The organism is Stappia sp. G46H5W, from assembly GCF_058448995.1.
Window position 1 is genome coordinate 358,351 of record NZ_JBZFLL010000003.1, and the last position, 20,714, is coordinate 379,064.

Genomic DNA, 20,714 nt, shown 5'->3' on the forward strand with positions numbered 1-20,714 from the left:
GATTGGACCATGACTGCAAAAACTATCCTTGCGGCTGTAGCCGCACTGCTCGTTGCAACCGGCACCGTCGCCGCAAACGAGTGGAAGTTCGATCTGGAAAACCGCTCCACTGCCAACGTGACCTCGTTCCGCACCCAGGAAAACGGCGAGTGGAGCGACAACTGGCTGGACGAGATCATCGTGCCGGGCGACACGTTCGAGATGGACTTCGGCACCGATGAGGGCAATTGCACCGTGCGCACCCGCATCGACTTCACCGACGGCACCTATGTCGATGCCGACATCGATTATTGCGACATGAAGACGATCACCGTCCGCAACAAGGACGTGGTCTGGAAGTAACCGGCCTGCTCACGAGAGCTTGTGAAAACGGGCCGTCCCATGGGCGGCCCGTTTTTAATTGTGTCACCCGCACCAGGGCGGGCAGCGCCTGCGCTGCGCTTACCGGCCGGTGGCGGCGAACATCCAGTTGAGGATCAGCCGCCAGTCGGTCATGCGGATCGGCGTGCCGTGGGTGCCGGTCTCGAACAGCGCGAACCGCGCCGGATAGTCGGACTTGCGCGCCTTCAGCCGCTCGTAGAACGCGGCCTGCTTCTTCCAGTCGTAGACCTCGTCCCAGCTGCCGTGGCCGAAATAGATCGGCAGCCGCCCGCCGCGGAACGTGCCGCTCGACAGGAACGCATCGTCCCAGGTCGAGCCCATCAGCAGCATGCCGCCCATCATCGCCGCCGCGCCGCTGTCGCGCGCCAGCTCCCAGCACAGGAAGCCGCCCATCGAGCCGCAGGCGACATAGGCCCGCGCCTGCGGTGCCTGGCGGATGTAGTGCTGCATCAACGCCTTGACGTCGCCCGCCCCGCGCTCGTCGAAATTCTTGACATCGAGCGTGATGTAGAGACCGGCATTGCGCACCATCAGGTTCTTGATGCGGTTGAAGTTGCCGCCGAAGCTGACGTCGTTCATGCCCTGGAAGCGGTTGCCGCCCTGCCCGTGCACATAGATGACGATGCTGCGCGCGCCGCGCGGCTCGCCGACGCGCATGTAGCTGATCGTGCGCCCGTTCGCCTTCAGCGTCAGGTCTTCCTGCGACCCGCTCGGCTTCATCGACACGTACTCGCCGTAGACCTCGCGCTCCCACACCTTGTCGCGGCGGTGGATGTCGCGGCGCTTGTCGTAATCGACGATGACGAACGGATCGTCCGCCTTGCCGGCCAGAAGGCCGGGATAGGAGAACAGCCGGTCCTTGAACGGCTCCAGCCGATAGGCCGCCGCCGGGCTCGCGCCCGCTGCAAGTGCAAGGAGAAAGAGAACCGCGACGACGAGCGGCGGGACGGGCATGGTGCGGGTCGCAGTCACGATGTCGGCTGTCTCCTCAGATGCTTGCCGGCACTCCGGCGCAGATTCTTAGCCCGGGTGTTCGGTCCGGGCGATCATTCACCAGCCCTTGCCTGTTTCGCAAGGGCAACCAGGCGCGCGCGCAGCTCGCCCGCGCTTTGCAGCGGCGGATCGAAGTCGAGCCGCGCCACCTTGTCGCCGTCGACGAGATCTAGCCCCGCCGGATCGAGCGAGGACAGGCGCCAGTTGCCGCTGCCTGCCCGCGCCAGCTTTTCCCCATAGAGCGCGATAGCGTCGAGATGATCCTCGTTCATGTGCTCGACGGCCCCCGCCTCGGCCGCGCCGAGCTCCGCGACGACCGCCCCCGACAGCAGCAAGTCGCCCGCCGTCAGGTGATAGGCCTTGCCGAAACCGCCATTGAGGCTCGCACGCTCGGGGATGATGCGGAAGAACGCGAAATCGGGAAAGTCGACATAGAGCTTCGCCTTGGGATGGCGCAGCAGGTAGCGCCGGCGGATGGCGGCATGGGCCGGGTCGGCCGGGTCGATCCGCTCCGCGCGGGCAACGATGGTCAGGCGCGGATGGGCCAGCGGGTCGCCCTTGCCCGGCTCGCCCACCAGCAGCGAGCAGCGCGGGTCGGCAGCGACCGCGCTCGTGTGCTGCGACAGGCGCGAGACCAGCATCGCCGGCGTGCCGTCCATTTCGGTTGCAAGGCCGACGCGCGAGACGAAGGGCATCGCGTCTTGCGGATCGATGACGCCCAGCGCGCCGAAGCGCGCCATGCGCACCAGGCGCTGCGACAGCAGCCTTGCTTCGTCGTCGGTGGGGCGGATCACCTGCGGTCGATCGTTTTCAGCCACGGAACGCCTTTCCATGTTCGGGAGTTATCCTTGCGTGGCTACCGCTGCATCGCGTGGCTCTCGCCCTTTTGCCTGCGCAACCGGCGGAAAGCAATGGCTCGCCCTTGCCCGTTCCCGTGCCTGCCCCATGATTCGGAAGGGTGGCACGCTGTCGGGCAGAGCCTTGCTCTCGCCACAAAAGAGGCAATGGTAAAGCTGGGTTAATCTTTTCGAAAGGAGGCCTGTCATGGCCGCATCCGCCGCATATCGCACAGGGCGACTGACTTCCTGGGCCGTCCGGGGAGCGCTCCTCGCCGTGCTCGCTTTCACCGCACAGGCGGCCGCGCCGAACAGCGCATCGGCCGAACAGGCCAGCCGTTCGCCGGTCGGCAACATCATTCTCGCCCAGGGCTACGACGAGAGGCAGAACCGCGACGGCTACCGCCCCTACGCCCGCATCAAGCCGGTCCCGGGCAACATGCCGTATTACGGCAATGGTCGCGAGTCCCGGCCCAATCGCGGCTATCGCCCGCGTCCCGGCTGGCGCGAGGACCGTCGCTGGCGTGACGACCGCCGCTGGCGCGACCGTCGCGGCTATCGCCACCGCAACAACGGCGCTGCCATTGGCGGCGCGGCGATCTTCGGCCTTGCCACCGGCGCGATCCTCGGTTCGGCGCTGAGCGGCGGCGGCCGGGAATACATCGATCCGCCGGTCCGCAGCGGCGGTTACGCGCCGTGGACGCCCGAGTGGTACCGCTACTGCTCGCGCAAGTACCGCAGCTTCAATCCGGAGACCGGCTATTTCCTGGCCTATTCCGGCAAGTACCGGTTCTGCCGCTGACCTGATCCCCGGATCTGAAGCTCGCGCAGGCTCTGCACGAGCTTCAGATCCGGAAGGGTGATCGGCAAACAGATGTTTCCAGTGTGGTTTTCGCATTTCAAATGCGAGCCGAAGGTGCTGGTGAAACGGCGCTCCCTTCAAACCTTCACACGGCGGCGGATGGGGCTAGGGAACCTGAACGCCAGATGAACGGGCATCTCAGACCTCGTTCAATTGCGGGATGGCATTGTCGCCTCATCGGAACATCGAAGCCACTGGAAGGAACGATCCCATGGCCCTGAAGCAAATCTCTGCCCGCGCCCTTGCTGTCGCGCTTGCCGGCACCCTGCTCGTGCCGACGCTCGCCCCTTCTGCCGAGGCCCGCGACGGCCGCCACGGCTGGGGCAGCGGTGGCTACAAGCACCACCGTGTCCACCGCCCGCATCGCCCGAATTACGGCTACCGTCATCACCGTGGCAATCGCGGCAACGATGCCGGCGCGGCGGTCGCCGCTGGCGTGATCGGCCTTGCCGCCGGTGCGATCCTGGGCTCGGCGCTCAGCGCTCCGGACCGGGTCTACGAGCCGGAATACATCTACCGGGATCCGGCGCCGGTGCGCGGCGATGTCTATATCGACCCGGCGCGCCGCGGCAATCCGGCCTACACCCCGGCCGCCCCGGTCGTGGTGAGCGGCTCGCTCGAGCCCTACACCCCGGAGTGGTACCGCTACTGCTCTTCCAAGTACCGGAGCTTCAACCCGAACACCGGTACCTACACCACCTACTCGGGCCAGCAGCGCTTCTGCCAGTAATGGCAAAGGGTTGAAATCAGCCCCCTCCCCGAACGGCCCGGCTCCTCCCGCCGGGCCGTTTCGCGTTCAGGTCACAGGACGCCGCACACGGCACCCGCAGCGTGCAATCGCCTGAAAAAACTTGCAGTCTCGGCGCGGCTGGTGATGATCGTCCCCCGCTGAGGAGGAACCCATGCTGTCTGCCCTGGAACTCGCCCGTGCGCTCGATGCCGGGACGCTGGATATCGACGCGCTGTACGACGACATCGCCGCGCGCATCGCCGAGCAGGAAGGCACGATCCGTGCTTTCGTCTGCCACGACGTCGAGACGGGACGGCAAGCGGCCCGCTCCGCGCGCGGCCCGCTCATGGGCCTGCCGCTTGCGGTGAAGGACAATATCGACACGGCCGACTTTCCCTCGCGCTACGGCTCGCCGATCCACGAGAACCATCGCCCGGCGGTGGATGCGGTGACCGTCGCCCTCGCCCGCCGCGCGGGCGCTGCCGTCGTCGGCAAGACCGTCACCACCGAATTCGCCTTCTTCCACCCCGGCCCGACGCGCAATCCGCACAATCTCGAGCACACGCCAGGCGGCTCGTCCTCCGGCTCTGCCGCGGGCATCGCCGCCGGTTTCTTTCCGCTGGCCATCGGCACCCAGACCGGCGGCTCGGTCGTGCGCCCCGCCTCCTTCTGCGGCGTCGTCGGCTTCAAGCCGTCGTTCGACCATCTGCCGACGGTCGGCATGAAGTATTTCTCCTGGACGCTGGATACGCTCGGCCTGTTCGGCAAGGGCGTCGCCGATGTCGCCTTTGCCGGCAGCGCCCTGTCCGCGCGCGACTGGCGGGTCGATGCGCTGGTGCCCATGCCGCCCCGCATCGGCGTCGTTGATCCGCAGCCCTGGGCCCAGGCCGACGACGAGATGCAGGGCGCGTTGGAAACCGCCGTTGCGCGGGCCTCGCGCGCCGGTGCCTCGGTGTCGCGCGTGTCGCTGCCGCCGGTCTTCCGCGAGGCCTTCGCCGCGCACCAGACCATCCAGGATTTCGAGGCAACGCGCGCGCTTGCCGCCGAGGTCGACACCGCGCCCGAGCTGATCAGTCCGGTGTTGATGCGCACGCTGGAGGATGGCGCAGCCATCGAGCCGGCCGCCTATGACGCCGCGCTCGAGATCGCGCGGCAGGCGCGTCACGCCTTCGCCGAGGTGATGTCGCAGGTTGATGTGCTGATGATGCCGTCCGCTCCGGGTGCGGCGCCGGCCGGTCTCGCCTCCACCGGCTCCTCGGTCTTCAACCGGGTGTGGACGCTGATGGGCGGGCCCGCGGTCAACGTGCCGGGGCTGGCAACGCCCGGCGGCCTGCCGCTCGGCATCCAGCTGATCGGCCTTTACGGGCGCGACCGGGCCACGCTGCTCGCCGCCCGCTGGCTGGAGGAATGTCTGGCGAAAGGCGGCTGAGGCCGCTCTTTCGGGGAGCGCCCATGGGCATCAGCCCTGGGCGATCTCCACGGGCAGCTTCATCTTGCGCGCCATGGCGATGAACTCGGTGCGCGCCGCTTCCAGCGTCAGCGATCCGTATCTGCGGGAGGATTCGCTGGCGCTCGCCGACGACAGCCGCATCTTCTTGCCGCGCATGCGCACCAGCTTCACATAGGCCTCGTTCGACACGCCCGCGATCCGCGACAGCACGAAGAGCGGGTGTTCGTCCTCGCGGTAGACCAGCGGCACCACCACGTTTTCCGGCCAGCCGACCCTGCCGGCCAGCACCTTGCCCAGATCGAAGGCCCGGTCCTTGTCGGCAAAGACGACGACCGCCTGGTCGATCGGGATCGTGCCGGCGATCGCGCCCTCGATCAGGAGGTCGATCTTCGACTTGGCGCCGCCGATCTCGCGCAGCCGGATCTCGACCTCGCGCGCCTCCTGCTCGGCCACCACCTTGGCCAGCACCGGATTGGCATTCTCCTCGCGCACCTGCTGGATCAGTTCCTTCGACAGGAACGGCACCAGTTTCGACGCCACCTGCTCCGGCAGGTCCTGCCGGCGGGTCAGCGCCGCCTGCAATTCCTCGTCCTTGCGCGAACGCGCCAGCAGCAGGTCGAAGGAGTCCGCCGTGATCCGCGCCGTCTCGTTGCCCAGCAGCGCGCACAGAACCGGGCTGTCGCCCTTTTGCGCCAGCACCCGGCTGAGCACCGGCTTGATTCCCTGGCGCTCGCACATCACGTCCAGGTGCCGCACCGGGATCCCCTCCTGGGCGACCTCGGCCAGGTCCTCGTCGGTCAACAGGCCCCCGTCCGTCATCACCGGCCGGGCCACTTCGAGCTCGCTGTCCTTCGCCAGCGCCTTCAGCAGGTCCCGCGGAGCCTCGGTCTCGGCGCACATGCGCGCGGCCATCGTCTTGCGCACCGACACGTCGAGACGATCGAGCACCCTCAGCACCACGTCACCCAAAACCGGGCTTACCCGGCTTCTTTCCTGACGACCGGCTTTCATGAACAGCTCGGTCAGCGCCGTGATCATGTCGCCGATGTTCTCCGGCGAACCGCTGCGGGCCAGCTCGTTCAGTTCCGCAGTCTTCATGCCCAATCCTTCCACACCTTCTGGAATCGAGCATATGCGGATCCTGTTTCTCCCAAGTTAATTCTAGTCAAACTACGTAGATCCGAGCAAACCTCTGACTCTTCTTGCTTTTTCATCAACAGCCCGGGGAATGTGTCCCAACGTAAGACACATGCTGCGACGCAGCATAATCTGTTCGCCCTCGCCCACGAGGCTGCGCTGCACTGGATTTTCCCCCGCCAAACGACGATTGGCAGCCGCGCCAAAATCGCCGGTGGCGCTCGCCATTCCTGACGAGGGTCGGGCCGGGCATCGTGGCTGCGACGCAACGCAGCATCTTTTTCGCTTTGCCGGCTGGCCCCGGTAACTTATCCTTCACGTATCGAGAGACTGCGGGAGGCCACGATATGACACTTGTCCGCAATATTAATCTCTTGGCCGTGTGTGCGGCATTCGCCTTCGTCGGCGCCATCGTCGTCGGCGTCTTCTGAGGCGAAAAGGACCAGGCAGGGGCATGCAGGTCGAGGCCCGAGCCACCTCCTTCGGACGGAGGAAGCAAGGCACCTCGCAACTTCCGGATTTGTAAGCCGCGTCTCGATTTCTGGCGAATTCGGAACGGAATTTTGCAAAAATCGTCGCAAAATTCGCGCAGGCCCGAATGACGATCTCAAGAAACCGGATGCCGGGGATAACCGGCATCTCCCGATCTCGGCCACGGCCGATGATCCGCGAGTTTCGGCGCCCGGGCCCTGCCCGGGCGTTTGCATGTCGGCGTCGTGCCGACGCGCGGGGTTTGCCCGCAACCGGCGTTTTTCCCCAGAACCTGCGCAATATCCGTCTTCCTGCGGAAAGATTCTGTAAGTTTGCCCCGTTAGGTTGAGGCCAAGGGTGTGGCACGGCCGGGCCTCGCAACAGGCACGAGAGGCCGGCCCGCATCGGGGGGACAGATTTCATGGGCAAGCTCTTGCAGCACCGCGCAGGCGGCCGGACGGCCGGAATTCTTGCGAGCGCCGTTGCAATCGCCGCGAGCGCGGCCCCCGCCGCCGCCCAGAACGCGACGGCGATGGAGATGGCGGCCGATAAACCCTTGGTACGCCTTGGACTTGAGCTGCGGGCGGCCCTTGGCAGCACACTCGATGCGGCAGCGGCAATGCCCTCCATGATTTCCGCCGCCGTTGCCGGGCAGGCCGGGGACAAGCCCGACTGGCTCGCGGCGACGCTTCTCGTTCTCGCCGCCGCGCTGATCGCCGGCAGCCTGGCTCTGCTTGCCGGCGAGCGCTGGCTTTTCGCCCGGCTGCTGCCGCCCCGTCCGCCGGAGCCGACCCGTGCGGCCCGCATTTCCCGCCTGATCGCTCGCGCCTTCGCCATGGTGTTGGCGGTGGCGCTGTTCTATGGCGCGGCTCTTGCTGTCGCCTTCCTGTTGGCCTCCCACCATGCGGCGGGCCGCGTCACCCTGCTCATCGGCCTGCAAAGCGTTGGAATCCTTCTGCTTCTGCGCATCGTCCTGACCGCGGTCCTGTCGCCCTGGAACGGGCCGATCCGCATGCTCGCCCTTGATGACGCCAGTGCCGCGAGCCTCTATCGCTGGCTGATGGCGACCGGCGCCGTCTCCACTCTCGCCATTGCGCTGCACGAATGGCTGGATGCCATGGGCCTCGATCCGGGCGGCCACAGGCTGCTTGCGATCCTCTCGGTCGGCCTGACCTGCCTGATGCTGTCCGCGGTCGCCGTCGCCCATCGCGGCGCCCTCGGCCGGCTGCTCTCCGGCGGTCCCGCCGGCGGGGACAACGATCGCCGCCGGATGCTCCAGCGCGTCTGGCTGCCCCTGCTCCTGGTCTATTTCCTCGCCGCCTTCATCGTCTCCTCCGGCCGGCTTTTGCTGGAGCGCGAAGCCGCCATCGGCCTCGTCGGCGCGCCCGTTCTGGCCGGGGTGATCTGGGCGGCTGCCTACGGCCTCATGGTGCTTGTCATCGACCGCCTGCTGCTTCCCCGCCTCGACAGCACCGACCGCCAGACGCAGCGCAGCGAGGATTTGGCCCGGGCAGAAGAGGCCGCGGGCGAGCATCCCGACAGCGACGCGGTTGCGGCCCAGGCCACCGCCGAGGCGGTAGAGGCCGAGGGAGAACGCTCGCCCTACCGCGACCTGCTCGACCACGGCGCGGCGATCCTGTCGGCGGTGATAGCTCTCGCCTACGTGCTCGCACGCTGGGGGATAGATCCGCGCGACAAGAGCTCCATCGTCGGAAACCTCTTCGAGATCGGCGTCGTCACCTTCCTTGCCTATATGTGCTACCGGGCGGTGCAGCTGACCATCGACCGGCAGATCAACCGGGAGCGCGCGCTCTCGGGCGGGCGCAGCGAGGAGATGGAGGTGGGCGGCGTCGGCGAGAGCCGTCTTGCGACCCTGCTGCCGATCTTCCGCCATTTCCTGCTGATCACCATCGTCGTGATCGGCGGCATGATCGTCCTGTCGCAGCTGGGCATCGACATCGCCCCGCTCTTTGCCGGTGCCGGCGTCGTCGGCCTTGCCGTCGGCTTCGGCGCGCAGACGCTGATCCGCGACATCTTCTCCGGCGCCTTCTTCCTGATCGACGACGCCTTCCGCAAGGGCGAGTATATCGACCTGGGCAGCGTCAAGGGCACCGTGGAAAAGATCTCGATCCGCTCCATGCAGCTGCGCCACCACAACGGCCCGCTGAACACCGTGCCCTTCGGGGAAATCAAGCATGTGAAGAACTTCTCCCGCGACTGGGCGGTGATGAAGCTGGCTTTCCGCGTCACCTACGACACGGACGTGGAAAAGATGCGCAAGCTGATCAAGAAGTTCGGCGAAAGCCTGATGCAGCATCCCGACTACGGACCGAAATTCCTCCAGCCGGTGAAGTCTCAGGGCGTCACGGCGCTGGAGGATTCCGCCATGATCGTCCGCGTCAAGTTCATGACCCGTCCCGGCGACCAGTTCGAGCTGCGAAAAGTGGTCTATTCCGGCATCCGCGACCTGTGCGAGGCCAACGGCATCCACTTCGCCCATCGCGAGGTGACCGTGCGCGTCGCCCAGGATCCGTCCGATCCGCGCCAGTTCTCCGACGCGGAAAAGCAGGCGATCGCCGGCGCTGTGCGGCCCCTGCTGGATCAGCCTGCCGCGACGAACCCGCTGACGGATGCCTCGGAATCGCGCTGAAAACAGCGGTTCAGCAGGGACCGAGCCATCCAGCGGGCCGGGAGCCCGTCCGCCACGCCCCCTGCGCCGTACCGGGGACAAGTAGCGCACGTCACCGGCCCGGCGGCGCCCTCCGCCATGTGGACGGGCACACACGCACAGCATCCGGCCCTTGCCTTAAAGGCGATACAGGTATAAAGATATCTTTATATCTTCCTGCGAGATTGCTTTTCGAGCGGGACTGCCTTTCGAGGATGCGCATGACCACCAACGCGAACACTGCCGGCATGACTGCCGCCACCGGAGCCGGCGAGCCCTTGCTCAGCGCCGAACAGCTGCTGGCCGGCCTGCGCACGGTCGGCGAGGATACGCGGCTGCGCCTCCTGGCCTTGCTGGCCGACGGCGAGCTCACCGTGAAGGACGCCACCGTCATTCTCGGCCAGAGCCAGCCGCGCATCTCGCGCCATCTCAAGCTCTTGACCGAGGCCGGTCTCGTCCAGCGCTTCCCGGAAGGCGCCTGGGTGTTCTACCGGCTCGGCGACGGCCCGATGGGCGATCTCGCCCGCCTGCTGCTGTCCCGCCTCGACCCGCAGGACGCGGTTCTGGCGGGCGACCGGGTGCGCCTTGCCGCCACCCGCCGCGCCAAGGCCGAGGCTGCGGCCGCCTTCTTCGCCTCGCGCGCCAAGACCTGGGACCAGGAGCGTTCGCTGCATGTCCCGGAAGCGGCCGTGGAGCAGGCCCTGCGCGAGATGGTCGGCGAGCGGCCGTTCCGCTCGCTGCTGGATCTTGGCACCGGCACCGGCAGCCTGATCTCGCTCTTTGCCGGCCAGTACGAGCAGGCGGTCGGCCTCGACGCCAGCCACGACATGCTGACCGTCGCCCGAGCCAATCTCGCCCGCCAGGGCCTGCGCAACGTGCAGGTTCGCCAGGGCGACATCTACGCGCTCAACATTCCGGCCGAAAGCCACGACCTGATCACCCTTCATCAGGTGCTGCACTTCCTCGACGACCCGGGCCGGGCCATCGAGGAGGCGGCGCGGGTGCTCAGGCCCGGCGGCCGGCTGCTTATCGTCGACTTCGCGCCGCACGAACTGGAGTTCCTGCGCGATCAACACGCCCATCGCCGCCTCGGATTCTCGCGCGATCAGATGGACCGCTGGCTGCATGCAGCCGGCCTCGAAGTGGTCGAGACCCGCGACCTCAACCCCGAAGCGGGCGAGGCCGACCGGCTCACTGTCACTATCTGGCTCGCCCGCGATCCGCGGATCATTTCCGATCTTCCAGAACTTAGCCTGACCCAGGAGGTCGCCTGATATGTCATCGCCCGAGAGATTCCGCCGCTTCGAGCTGGACCAGGGAACCGGGGTTTCCGTCTCCTTCGAATTCTTTCCGCCGAAGACCGACAAGATGGAAGCCTCGCTGTGGTCGGCCGTCCAGCGGCTTGAGCCGCTCGGCCCCTCCTTCGTCTCCGTGACCTACGGCGCCGGCGGCTCCACCCGCGAGCGCACCCACCGCACGGTGGAGCGGATGCTGACCGAGACGCGCCTGGCCCCGGCCGCGCACCTGACCTGCGTCGGCTCGTCCCGCGCCGAGGTGGACGAGATCGTGCGCGCCTATCACGAGATCGGCGTGCGCCACATCGTGGCCCTGCGCGGCGATCCGCTGGAGGGACTGGGCGCCATCTACCGTCCGCATCCGGACGGCTACGCCTATGCTTCCGACCTGGTGGCCGGCATCCGCCGCGTCTCCGACGATTTCGAGGTGTCCGTCTCCGCCTATCCGGAGCGCCACCCCGAGAGCCCCGACTGGTCGGCCGAGATCGACAACCTGAAGCGCAAGGTGGACGCCGGCGCGACCCGCGCGATCACCCAGTACTTCTTCGACAACGACCTGTTCGAGACCTTCATGGAGAAGGTGCGCGCGGCCGGCATCAACATCCCGATCGTTCCGGGCATCCTGCCGATCGTCAATTTCGAGACGACCATGGTGTTCTCCGCCAAGTGCGGCACCTCGATTCCGCACTGGCTGGCACGGCGCTTCGCCGGCCTCGACCAGGACGCGGAGACGCGCAAGCTGGTCGCCTCGGCGGTGGCCTGCGAGCAGGTGCTGGACCTGGTTGACCGCGGCGTGACCGACTTCCACTTCTACACCATGAACCGCGCGGACCTGACTTTCGCGATCTGCCACATGCTGGGCCTGCGCCCGGCTCCCCTGGAACAACAGGCGGCCTGAGACTGATCATGCAAGACAAGACCAAGACCGCGGCGTCGGCCCTGACCGCTGCCGCGCGCGACCGCATTCTCGTCCTCGACGGCGCCATGGGCACGATGATCCAGGCGCTCAAGCTGGATGAGGCCGGCTATCGCGGCGACCGGTTCAAGGACTGGTCGCAGGACGTGAAGGGCAACAACGACCTGCTCAACCTGACGCAGGGCCCCGCGATCCGCGACATCCACGTCGCCTATCTGGAGGCCGGTGCCGACATCGTCGAGACCAACACCTTCTCCTCAACCACCATCGCCCAGGCCGACTACGCCATGGAGGAGCTGGCCTACGAGCTGAACCTCGTCGGCGCCCGGCTTGCCCGCGAGGCCTGCGATATCGTCACGGCCCGCGACCCTGCGCGCCCCCGTTTCGTCGCCGGCGCGCTCGGGCCGACCAACCGCACGCTGTCGATCTCCCCGGACGTCAACAATCCGGGCTATCGCGCCGTCACCTTCGACGAGATGCGGGAAGCCTATGCCGAGGCGGTGCGCGGCCTGATCGACGGCGGCTCGGACATCCTGCTCGTCGAGACGATCTTCGACACGCTGAACGCCAAGGCCGCTCTCTTCGCCATCGACGAGGTGCTGGAAGAAAAGGGCGTGAGCCTGCCGGTGATGATCTCCGGCACGATTACCGACCTGTCCGGCCGCACCCTGTCCGGCCAGACGCCGGAGGCCTTCTGGTACTCGGTGCGCCATTCCAGGCCGTTCTCCATCGGCCTCAACTGCGCGCTCGGCGCCAAGGAAATGCGCGCCCACGTGGCAGAGCTTTCGCGCGTTGCCGACACGCTGGTCTGCGCCTATCCGAATGCCGGCCTGCCGAACGAGTTCGGCGAGTATGACGAAAGCCCCGAGGCGATGGCCGAGCTGGTCGGCGAGTTCGCCGCGAGCGGCCTCGTCAACATCGTCGGCGGCTGCTGCGGCACGACGCCGGACCATATCGGCGCCATCGCGCAGGCCGTTGCCGGCCACGCGCCGCGCAAGCCGGCCGAGCCGCCGCGCCGCATGCGCTTGTCCGGCCTCGAGCCCTTCGTGCTGACGCCAGAGATCAACTTCGTCAATGTCGGCGAGCGCACCAACGTCACCGGATCGGCCCGCTTCCGGAAGCTGATCAAGGAGGGCAACTACGCCACGGCGCTGGAAGTCGCCCGCCAGCAGGTGGAGAGCGGCGCCCAGATCATCGACGTCAACATGGACGAGGGCCTGCTCGACTCCAAGGAGGCGATGGTCACATTCCTGAACCTGATCGCCGCCGAGCCGGATATCGCCCGCGTGCCGGTGATGATCGACAGCTCCAAGTGGGAGGTGATCGAGGCCGGCCTGAAATGCGTCCAGGGCAAGGCGGTGGTGAACTCCATCTCCATGAAGGAAGGCAAGGACGCCTTCATCGCCCAGGCGAAGCTGGTGCGCCGTCACGGCGCCGCGGTCGTCGTCATGGCCTTCGACGAGCAGGGCCAGGCCGACACCCAGGCCCGCAAGACCGAGATCTGCCAGCGCTCCTACGAGATCCTGGTGAACGAGGTCGGCTTCCCGCCCGAGGACATCATCTTCGATCCGAACATCTTCGCCGTCGCCACGGGCATTTCCGAGCACGACAATTACGGCGTCGATTTCATCGAGGCGACCCGCTGGATCCGCCAGAACCTGCCGCATGCGCATGTCTCCGGCGGCGTGTCCAACCTGTCCTTCTCCTTCCGCGGCAACGAGCCCGTGCGCGAGGCGATGCACTCGGTGTTCCTGTACCACGCGATCGCGGCCGGTATGGACATGGGCATCGTCAATGCCGGTCAGCTCGCCGTCTATGACGACGTCGATCCGGAGCTGCGCGAGCTCTCCGAGGACGTGGTGCTCAACCGGCGCTCCGATTCCACCGACCGGCTGCTGGAGATCGCGGAGCGCTTCCGCGGCCAGGGCGGCAAGCAGAAGGTGCAGGACCTGTCGTGGCGCGAACGCGCCGTCGAGGATCGCCTGTCCCATGCGCTGGTCAACGGCATCACCGACTATATCGAGGAAGACGTGGAGGAGGCCCGCGCCAAGGCCGCGCGCCCGCTGCACGTCATCGAAGGGCCGCTGATGGCCGGCATGAACATCGTCGGCGACCTGTTCGGCGCCGGCAAGATGTTCCTGCCCCAGGTGGTGAAGTCCGCCCGCGTCATGAAGCAGGCCGTGGCCTATCTAATGCCCTACATGGAGCAGGAAAAGCTCGAGCAGGGGCTAGAGGACATGCCGAGCGCCGGCAAGATCCTGCTTGCCACCGTCAAGGGCGACGTCCACGACATCGGCAAGAACATCGTCGGCGTCGTGCTCCAGTGCAACAATTTCGAGGTGATCGATCTCGGCGTCATGGTGCCGGCGGCCAAGATCCTCGAGACCGCGCGCAAGGAGAAGGTGGACGTGATCGGCCTGTCGGGCCTCATCACGCCGTCGCTGGACGAGATGTGCCACGTGGCGGCCGAGATGGAGCGCGAGGGCTTCGACCTGCCGCTGCTGATCGGCGGCGCGACGACCAGCCTCATCCACACGGCGGTGAAGATCCATCCGAACTACCGCCGCTCCCAGGCCGTCTACGTGACGGATGCGAGCCGCGCGGTCGGCGTGGTGTCGAAACTGCTGAACAAGACGGACCGCGACGGCTATGTCGAGGCGCTGCGCGCAGACTATGCCAAGGCGGCGGAGGGACACTCGCGCTCGCGCGGCCAGTCCCGCCGCACCAGCCTGGAAGAGGCGCGCAAGAACCGCTTCCGCCCGTCCTTCGACAGCTACCGGCCGCAGCGCCCCTCGTTCCTCGGCATCCGCCCGATCGAGGTGCCGCTGCAGGATCTGGTGGATGTCATCGACTGGACGCCCTTCTTCTCCACCTGGGAGATCAAGGGCACCTATCCGGCGGTGCTGACCGACAACCGCTACGGCCCGGCCGCCAAGGCGCTCTATGACGATGCCCGCAAGATGCTCGACGAGATCGTCCGCGACAAGCTGGTGCAGCCCAAGGGCGTCGTCGGCTTCTGGCCGGCGGCCGCGCGCGGCGACGACATCGTGCTCTACGAGGACGAGGAGCGGACCCGCGAGCGCACCGTGCTGCACACGCTGCGCCAGCAGATGGCCCGCGCCGAAGGCACCCGTGCCAACGTGGCGATGTCCGACTTCGTCGCGGCCGAGGACAGCGGCATCCCCGACTGGGTCGGCGGCTTCGCGGTGACCTCCGGCCATGGCGAGGAAGAGTTCATCTCGCGCTACGTCAAGGCAGGCGACGACTACAACAAGATCCTGGCCCAGGCCCTGTGCGACCGTCTCGCCGAAGCCTTCGCGGAGAAGCTGCACCAGATCGTGCGCACCTCGTTGTGGGGCTATGCCCCGCAGGAGGACGCGAGCGTCGAGGAGCTGATCGGCGAGAAGTATCAGGGCATCCGCCCGGCGCCGGGCTATCCGGCCCAGCCGGATCACACGGAAAAGGGCACGCTGTTCGAGCTGCTGGACGCCACGCAGACTGCCGGCATCCAGCTGACCGAGAGCTATGCCATGTGGCCGGGCTCGTCGGTCTCGGGCCTCTACTTCGCCCATCCCGACAGCCACTATTTCGGCGTCGGGCGCATCGAGCGCGACCAGGTCGAGGACTATGCCCTGCGCAAGGGCTGGGACCTTGCCACGGCCGAGCGATGGCTCGCCCCGATCCTGAACTACGATCCGCACAAGCTGGAGGCGGCGGAGTAATCCGCCCCCTCGCAGCCTGCTGCAGAAAACACGAAGGGCGGGACCATGGTCCCGCCCTTTGTCGTTCAACGCTCTGGTTCGAGCCGCCGATCAGGCGACGCGGCCGTGCCACTGGCTCAGCAGCAGGCGCGCGGACTGCGGCTTGATGCCCTTGTAGCGGTCGAGGATGCGCGTGCGGTCCTCGGCCTGCAGGCGGTAGCGCCACGGCCCCATGCCAAGCAGTTTTTCCACTGTCGAAAGTGCGAGACCTGCCGCCTTTGCGACGATCAGGAACGGATCCGTGTCGGTACGCACCATCCAGTGCTTGGCTTCCTCGATGCCGATATCGCCGAGCATCGCGAAGGTCGCGACCGCCTCGGGGAACCGGTCTTCCTCGGCAAACCGAACCAGCGTGTCCTCATTGATGCCGGGTCCGCGGGCCAGCGCATACACGCGGCCGATCGCGGTCTCGAAGTCGTAGCGGCCCAGCCAGAACTCGTTGGACAGCTTCTGTGCGGCGACACGGGCGGCACGCGGGACCTCGCCGCCCTCGGACGTGCTGGTTTCGAGCAGGCGCATGCGCACCCGCTCGCTGGCCAGCGCCGCCAGTGTCGACACCGCACGCTCGTCGAGGTCCTCGCGGTCGGCAAGCGCCATCTGCAGGTCCTCGTCGAGGCCGGAAGACTGGATAAGCCCGAGAACGCCGCGGGCGGAAAGGCTCGCGCCGCCATTGCGCGCCACCGTGCGATGCACGGCCGCGCTGCCGGTCTCCACCAGAACGTCGGTCACCATCTCGGACAGGATCTCGCGGGCAGCGATGGCGACCTTGTGGTCCTCGCCGCGCTTGAGCGCGATATTCACCAGGTCCGAATCGCGCAGCACGGTGGACTGCTCCAGCACCGGGCGGGCAACCTCGATCTCGTCGTCGGCAAGACGGCGGATGGTTCCCTCCGGTGCCCGGCGCAGCGAGGCCAGACGGCCGGCGATGAAGGCGCGGGCCTGCATCTCCACCATGTCGGACAGGCGCACCAGCACCGCGTCGTAGACCTCGATCTGCTCATCCGAGCATTTCTCGGACGTCAGCGAGAAGAGAGTCGCCACATTGCGCGCAAGCTCGTTGCGCCGCGCCATGTCAGGCTCGTTCGCCAACGCCTCGAAGTTCACGAGCTCGGTATTTGGCATGTTTGACATTGCTATTTCCCCGACCGAGAAGCTTGATTTCGGCGTGAATAGCACGAGTCGATTAAACAAAAAGTCGACGGGAACAGCTCATTACTTACCTATATTTTATGAAAACACTTGATAAATACAAAGTAAATTCGATTAAAATTTGAATCGTCGCAGGATGCGGCAAATCGCGAGCAGACGACGGCAGGAAGGCGTGGGATAACTGCCGGAAAGGAACGCAAGGGATCATCGGTGCGGAGGCCAAGGTGAGCGACAGATCTGACGATGAAACGGCAGCACGGCCCGGCGAGGAAGCGTTCGATCACGACCCGGCGCAAGGGCCGTTCGACGCCGGCCTTGTCTTCATCGGACATGTTGAAACGCCCTGGACGACGCGGGCCGAGTGCCCGCGCAACGGCCGCGCCACCGATGCCGTCTGCCGCGTCCGTCTCAAGCCGGAATATCGCAAGGGGCTGAAGTCGGTGGAGGAATGCAGCCACCTCATCCTGCTGTACTGGATGCACAAGGCCCGCCGCGATCTGGCGGTGCTTGCGCCCGGCTTTGCCGATGAGACCCATGGCTGTTTCGGCCTGCGCGCGCCGGTTCGCCCCAACCCGGTGTCCCTGTCGGTCGTGCAATTGCTGGACATGACCGAGGACGGCTTCCTGGTGCGCGGTCTCGACTGTCTGAACGGCACGCCGCTCGTCGACATCAAGCCCTATTTCGCAACCACCGACAGCGTGCCGGACGCGCAGGTGCGCTGGCGCGAGCGGCTGAAAGAGACCGGGGTGATCAGCCCGCCGGGCGACGCCTGAATGACAGGACCCGCAATCGCACCCACTCGCCTGCCCCGCGTATCGCTCGCGCCGCCGGCCGTTCCACGCCCACGGTCAAAAGCAGCGCCACAAGTGCGATCACAGCAAGAATGACAATGGCTGAAACGCCAAGCCCGAGCGCCGGCGCCAGCAGAAAGAAACCGGCATATCCGATGTGCTGGTGCAGCAGGTAGAACGGATAGGTCGCCCGCCCGGCCACCGCCACCGGCCCGACCGGCAGCCAGGGCGCGTCCAGCCGCGTTGCCAGCGCCAGAACGAGGAGCGAGACGGCGACGATGCCGGCAACGGCAAGCGGAGAAAACGGCTCGCCTCGATAGAGCTCGACCAGTCCGTCCGCGAACAGGATCGCCGCGGCGACGGCCTGCACGAAGGCCGCGGCAAGAACGAAGATCGCCCCTGCCTCCCCGCGTTCGCGCGCCCGCAGCATCATTCCGAAGGCGAAGAACCCGGCGAAGTCGGTCAGCAGAAGCCGGCGGAGGATGTCGCTGTCGATCACGGCCTGGTCGAGAGCTGCAATCGCCAGCCAGCCGAGGGCGATGGCGACCTGATGGCGCGACCACAGGCCGACGAGCATCAACAGCCCGACCCAGCCGTAGAACAGGATTTCGGCGACGATGGACCAGTAGGCCCCGTCCATGAACGGCTGGCCGAGAAACGGCGACAGCATGGTCAGGTTGGCAAGATACTGCGGCAGCGAGAGGGGGAAGCCGAGCGCCGGCACGGCAAGGGTGACCAGCGCCGTGAGCGTCATCGCCACCACATAGACCGGCCACAACCGCGCGATGCGGGCAACGGCGAAGGTGAAGGGATCGCGCCCTTCCGTCGAGATCGAGATGACGTAGCCGGAAATGGCGAAGAAGACGGAGACGCCGAGATAGCCGAACCGCGCCCAGTCGCCCGGCTCGCCCGCCCCGGCGACAGGTCCGGCCTCACCGGTCACCTGCATGCGAAAGCCGTAGTGGAACCAGGCGACCGCCGCCACGGCCGCAACCCGCATCAAGTCGAGACCCGGCCGTCTTGCCGCAGCACTCATCACATCCCCCCAAGCCTCAGGCCCCGAGTATCGCCAGTTTCCGGTTAAGGGGAATTGAAACGGCAGGCCGTCCGCCTGATCAGCACCAATCGCATTGAAGGCTGCCCGCGATAAGTTTATCCAATGACAATGATCACGCTCCGCCAGCTGCGCTATTTCGATGCGCTCGCCCGCCACCTGCATTTCGGGCGCGCCGCCGAAGCCGTTGCCGTGTCCCAGCCGGCACTGTCCATGCAGGTGCGCGAGCTGGAGGCGACCCTCGGCATCGCCCTGGTGGAGCGCCGCACCTCGGGAATCCGCCTGACGGCGGAGGGAGAGGAAATCGCCCGCCGGGCGCAGCGCATCCTGTCCGAGACGCGGGATCTTCTCGACTATGGCCGGCACGCCAGCGAGGTGATGAGCGGGACGCTCCGCCTCGGCATCATTCCCTCCATCGCCCCGTATCTCCTTCCGCGCATCCTGCCGACGCTGACCCGGAGCCATCCGCATGTCGAGCTGCAGCTGCGCGAAACGCTGACGCAGGCGCTGGTCGGCGAACTGCTGCAGGGCGAACTCGACGTCATCCTGGCGGCCCTGCCCGTCGCCGGCGCCGAGTTCGAAACCCGGCCGCTGTTCCAGGATCGCTTCCTGCTGGCCGTGCAGTCGCGTCCCGATCTCGACGAACGCCAGCGCGTCGACCCGCGGACCGTCAACGGTTCCTCGCTGCTGCTGCTGGAAGAAGGGCACTGCCTGCGCGATCAGGCGCTGAACTATTGCGAGGGATTGCAGCCGACCGCCCGCTCCGGCTTCGGCGCCACCAGCCTGTCGACGGTGATGCAGATGGTCGCCGCCGGCTATGGCGTGACGCTGCTGCCCGAACTCTGCGCCTCGGTGGAGGTGCGCGACGAACGGGTGGCGCTGCTGCGCTTCGAGGAACCGCAGCCGCAAAGGACGGTCGGGCTGGTCTGGCGGCGCTCCTCCCCGCGCAAACGCGACTTCGAGGCACTCGGCAGCTGCATTCTCGAAGCTCTGGATCCCGGCGCCCAGCTTCTGCCGCCGCTCGCTGTCGGCGAGGATTTTCGCACCGGACAGCGCCCCGATGCCTGAGCGGACCAGGCCGGCATGATCCTAGAGCGAAAAGCCTCGGGCGGCACCCGCCGCCAGAAGGAGATGCGCAAGGCGCTGCGGGTGACGGTGCCGCGCATTCCTTTCGCGGATGCCGAACCGGTGCTGGCCGGGGCGCTCGCTCCGCATCTACGGCATCTGCCGCCTTCCGTAGCAGTGTGGCTTGCCCTCGTCGCCCATGTCCGCCATGCCCATAGCGACTACGACGCCCTGCTCGACGAAGGCTACGAGCGCGACGCGGCCCGCTATTTCGCACTGACCTCGATCAACGACACCCTGCTCGACTGGGGCGCGACACGGCAGGTCAGTGCCGACGAGGAGGAGATCAGCGAGGACTGAGGGCGAACTCTCAGCGATAGAGCCAGTGCTCGGGGATATGCGCGGTGACCGCCTCGCCGGGGCGGATGACGCCGGGCCGTTCCACATAGGCGACGAGACCGCGGCGGCGGCGGGCCGTCTTGGGGAACAGCAGGTCGAGCCCCTCTCGGTCGGGATAGTGTTCGGCGATGGAAGCCCCGGCGATCCGGCAGGGCATGTTGTCGCCGTCGACCCGGAGCACCGCGCCGCCGGCGAAGACGAGACGCGTGCGCGGCGGGACCAGAGACAGGCGCGGCAGGCCCTCCAGAAGGACATTGCCGCCGATCCACTCCGCCTCGATGCGCGGCAGGCCCATGTCGGCGGCGACCTCGGCCAGTTCCTCGGCGGACAGGATCGACACCTGTCGCTCGTTGCACATCTCGGTACCGCGCGGATACCAGGGCTCGCGCGAGCCCGAGCGGCGGGTGTAGCCGGTGTGGCGCCCTCCGGGGATGCCCTCGAAGCAAAGCTTCAGCGCCGCCGTCCAGGTGGTGCGGAAATCATCCGGCGTCTGGGTGGCGAGCACCTTGACCGTCGTTGCTGCGAGCTTGCGCGCCGGCACGCTGTGCAACTCGTCCATGTGCTCGCGTCCGAACAGATCCGCCATCGCTCACCTTCCTGCCTCATCGCCCGCGGGCAAAACCGGCGCGGGAAACCGAGGGATACAATGAGTCCTACGGCGAGGAAAGCCGCCCCCTGCCGCCGGGAAGGGGAGCGGAAACGAAAACGGCGGCGCGAGAACCGCGCCGCCGTTTCCTGCCAGAAGGGCGTTCCGCC

17 protein-coding genes are annotated in these 20,714 nt (G+C 66.9%); 11 read left to right on the forward strand and 6 right to left on the reverse strand.

The window, feature by feature from the left end; translation table 11 throughout:
- The first annotated feature begins 9 nt into the window (after positions 1-9).
- Complete coding sequence (locus ACVJ6E_RS11840) at positions 10-342, forward strand: hypothetical protein (RefSeq protein ID WP_120267124.1); 333 nt, start codon at positions 10-12, stop codon at positions 340-342.
- A gap of 99 nt (positions 343-441) precedes the next feature.
- Here ACVJ6E_RS11840 and ACVJ6E_RS11845 read toward each other — a convergent pair whose 3' ends face one another.
- Both ACVJ6E_RS11845 and ACVJ6E_RS11850 read right to left on the reverse strand, forming a co-directional pair.
- Positions 442-1,353: an alpha/beta hydrolase gene (locus ACVJ6E_RS11845; RefSeq protein WP_491676453.1), complete on the reverse strand. Its 912-nt coding sequence runs from the start codon at positions 1,351-1,353 to the stop codon at positions 442-444.
- 74 nt (positions 1,354-1,427) lie between these two features.
- The gene (locus tag ACVJ6E_RS11850) at positions 1,428-2,192 is read right to left on the reverse strand and encodes a HugZ family pyridoxamine 5'-phosphate oxidase (protein ID WP_491676454.1); all 765 of its coding nucleotides are present in this window, start codon (positions 2,190-2,192) and stop codon (positions 1,428-1,430) included.
- A gap of 295 nt (positions 2,193-2,487) precedes the next feature.
- On the opposite strand from ACVJ6E_RS11850, the gene ACVJ6E_RS11855 reads away from it, so the two are divergent.
- The 3 genes from ACVJ6E_RS11855 to ACVJ6E_RS11865 all read left to right on the forward strand — a co-directional run bounded on the left by ACVJ6E_RS11855 (position 2,488) and on the right by ACVJ6E_RS11865 (position 5,231).
- The gene (locus ACVJ6E_RS11855; RefSeq protein ID WP_491676455.1) at positions 2,488-3,012 is read left to right on the forward strand and encodes a BA14K family protein; all 525 of its coding nucleotides are present in this window, start codon (positions 2,488-2,490) and stop codon (positions 3,010-3,012) included.
- Positions 3,013-3,283: 271 nt separating this feature from the next.
- Positions 3,284-3,802 carry a BA14K family protein gene (locus ACVJ6E_RS11860; protein WP_120267121.1) on the forward strand — a complete coding sequence of 173 codons (519 nt, stop codon included), beginning with the start codon at positions 3,284-3,286 and terminating at the stop codon, positions 3,800-3,802.
- A 172-nt stretch (positions 3,803-3,974) separates the two neighbouring features.
- On the forward strand, positions 3,975-5,231 hold the full coding sequence (locus ACVJ6E_RS11865; protein WP_120267120.1) for an amidase: 1,257 nt from the start codon (positions 3,975-3,977) through the stop codon (positions 5,229-5,231).
- Between the two features lie 30 nt (positions 5,232-5,261).
- Here ACVJ6E_RS11865 and ACVJ6E_RS11870 read toward each other — a convergent pair whose 3' ends face one another.
- The gene (locus ACVJ6E_RS11870; RefSeq protein WP_120267119.1) at positions 5,262-6,350 is read right to left on the reverse strand and encodes a DUF2336 domain-containing protein; all 1,089 of its coding nucleotides are present in this window, start codon (positions 6,348-6,350) and stop codon (positions 5,262-5,264) included.
- 931 nt (positions 6,351-7,281) lie between these two features.
- Here ACVJ6E_RS11870 and ACVJ6E_RS11875 point away from each other — a divergent pair.
- The 4 genes from ACVJ6E_RS11875 (at position 7,282) to metH (ending at position 15,461) form a co-directional block, all read left to right on the forward strand.
- Positions 7,282-9,510: a mechanosensitive ion channel family protein gene (locus ACVJ6E_RS11875; RefSeq protein WP_120267118.1), complete on the forward strand. Its 2,229-nt coding sequence runs from the start codon at positions 7,282-7,284 to the stop codon at positions 9,508-9,510.
- A 239-nt stretch (positions 9,511-9,749) separates the two neighbouring features.
- Entirely contained in the window at positions 9,750-10,802 is a 1,053-nt protein-coding gene (locus ACVJ6E_RS11880; RefSeq protein ID WP_245165097.1) for an ArsR/SmtB family transcription factor, read from the forward strand.
- 1 nt (position 10,803) lies between these two features.
- The gene (metF, locus tag ACVJ6E_RS11885; protein WP_120267117.1) at positions 10,804-11,721 is read left to right on the forward strand and encodes a methylenetetrahydrofolate reductase [NAD(P)H]; all 918 of its coding nucleotides are present in this window, start codon (positions 10,804-10,806) and stop codon (positions 11,719-11,721) included.
- Between the two features lie 8 nt (positions 11,722-11,729).
- Positions 11,730-15,461, forward strand: coding sequence for a methionine synthase (gene metH / locus ACVJ6E_RS11890; protein ID WP_120267116.1), 3,732 nt, complete (start codon positions 11,730-11,732; stop codon positions 15,459-15,461).
- 90 nt (positions 15,462-15,551) lie between these two features.
- Here metH and ACVJ6E_RS11895 read toward each other — a convergent pair whose 3' ends face one another.
- Positions 15,552-16,631, reverse strand: coding sequence for a DUF2336 domain-containing protein (locus tag ACVJ6E_RS11895; protein WP_120267115.1), 1,080 nt, complete (start codon positions 16,629-16,631; stop codon positions 15,552-15,554).
- Between the two features lie 242 nt (positions 16,632-16,873).
- Between ACVJ6E_RS11895 and tsaA the strand changes: the two genes are divergently transcribed.
- Positions 16,874-17,422, forward strand: a complete 549-nt coding sequence (gene tsaA / locus ACVJ6E_RS11900) for a tRNA (N6-threonylcarbamoyladenosine(37)-N6)-methyltransferase TrmO (protein ID WP_120267114.1) — start codon at positions 16,874-16,876, stop codon at positions 17,420-17,422.
- Here the strand turns inward: tsaA and ACVJ6E_RS11905 are convergent.
- Positions 17,400-18,476, reverse strand: coding sequence for an acyltransferase family protein (locus tag ACVJ6E_RS11905; protein WP_158592606.1), 1,077 nt, complete (start codon positions 18,474-18,476; stop codon positions 17,400-17,402). The genes tsaA and ACVJ6E_RS11905 overlap by 23 nt on opposite strands.
- Positions 18,477-18,599: 123 nt before the next feature.
- Between ACVJ6E_RS11905 and ACVJ6E_RS11910 the strand changes: the two genes are divergently transcribed.
- Positions 18,600-19,562 (forward strand): LysR substrate-binding domain-containing protein, encoded by a 963-nt coding sequence (locus ACVJ6E_RS11910; protein ID WP_371811406.1) that lies wholly within the window; start codon positions 18,600-18,602, stop codon positions 19,560-19,562.
- Between the two features lie 15 nt (positions 19,563-19,577).
- Positions 19,578-19,919, forward strand: coding sequence for a DUF2293 domain-containing protein (locus ACVJ6E_RS11915; RefSeq protein ID WP_120267111.1), 342 nt, complete (start codon positions 19,578-19,580; stop codon positions 19,917-19,919).
- Between the two features lie 10 nt (positions 19,920-19,929).
- Here ACVJ6E_RS11915 and ACVJ6E_RS11920 read toward each other — a convergent pair whose 3' ends face one another.
- Positions 19,930-20,544 carry an MOSC domain-containing protein gene (locus ACVJ6E_RS11920; RefSeq protein ID WP_120267110.1) on the reverse strand — a complete coding sequence of 205 codons (615 nt, stop codon included), beginning with the start codon at positions 20,542-20,544 and terminating at the stop codon, positions 19,930-19,932.
- Positions 20,545-20,714: the final 170 nt, after the last annotated feature.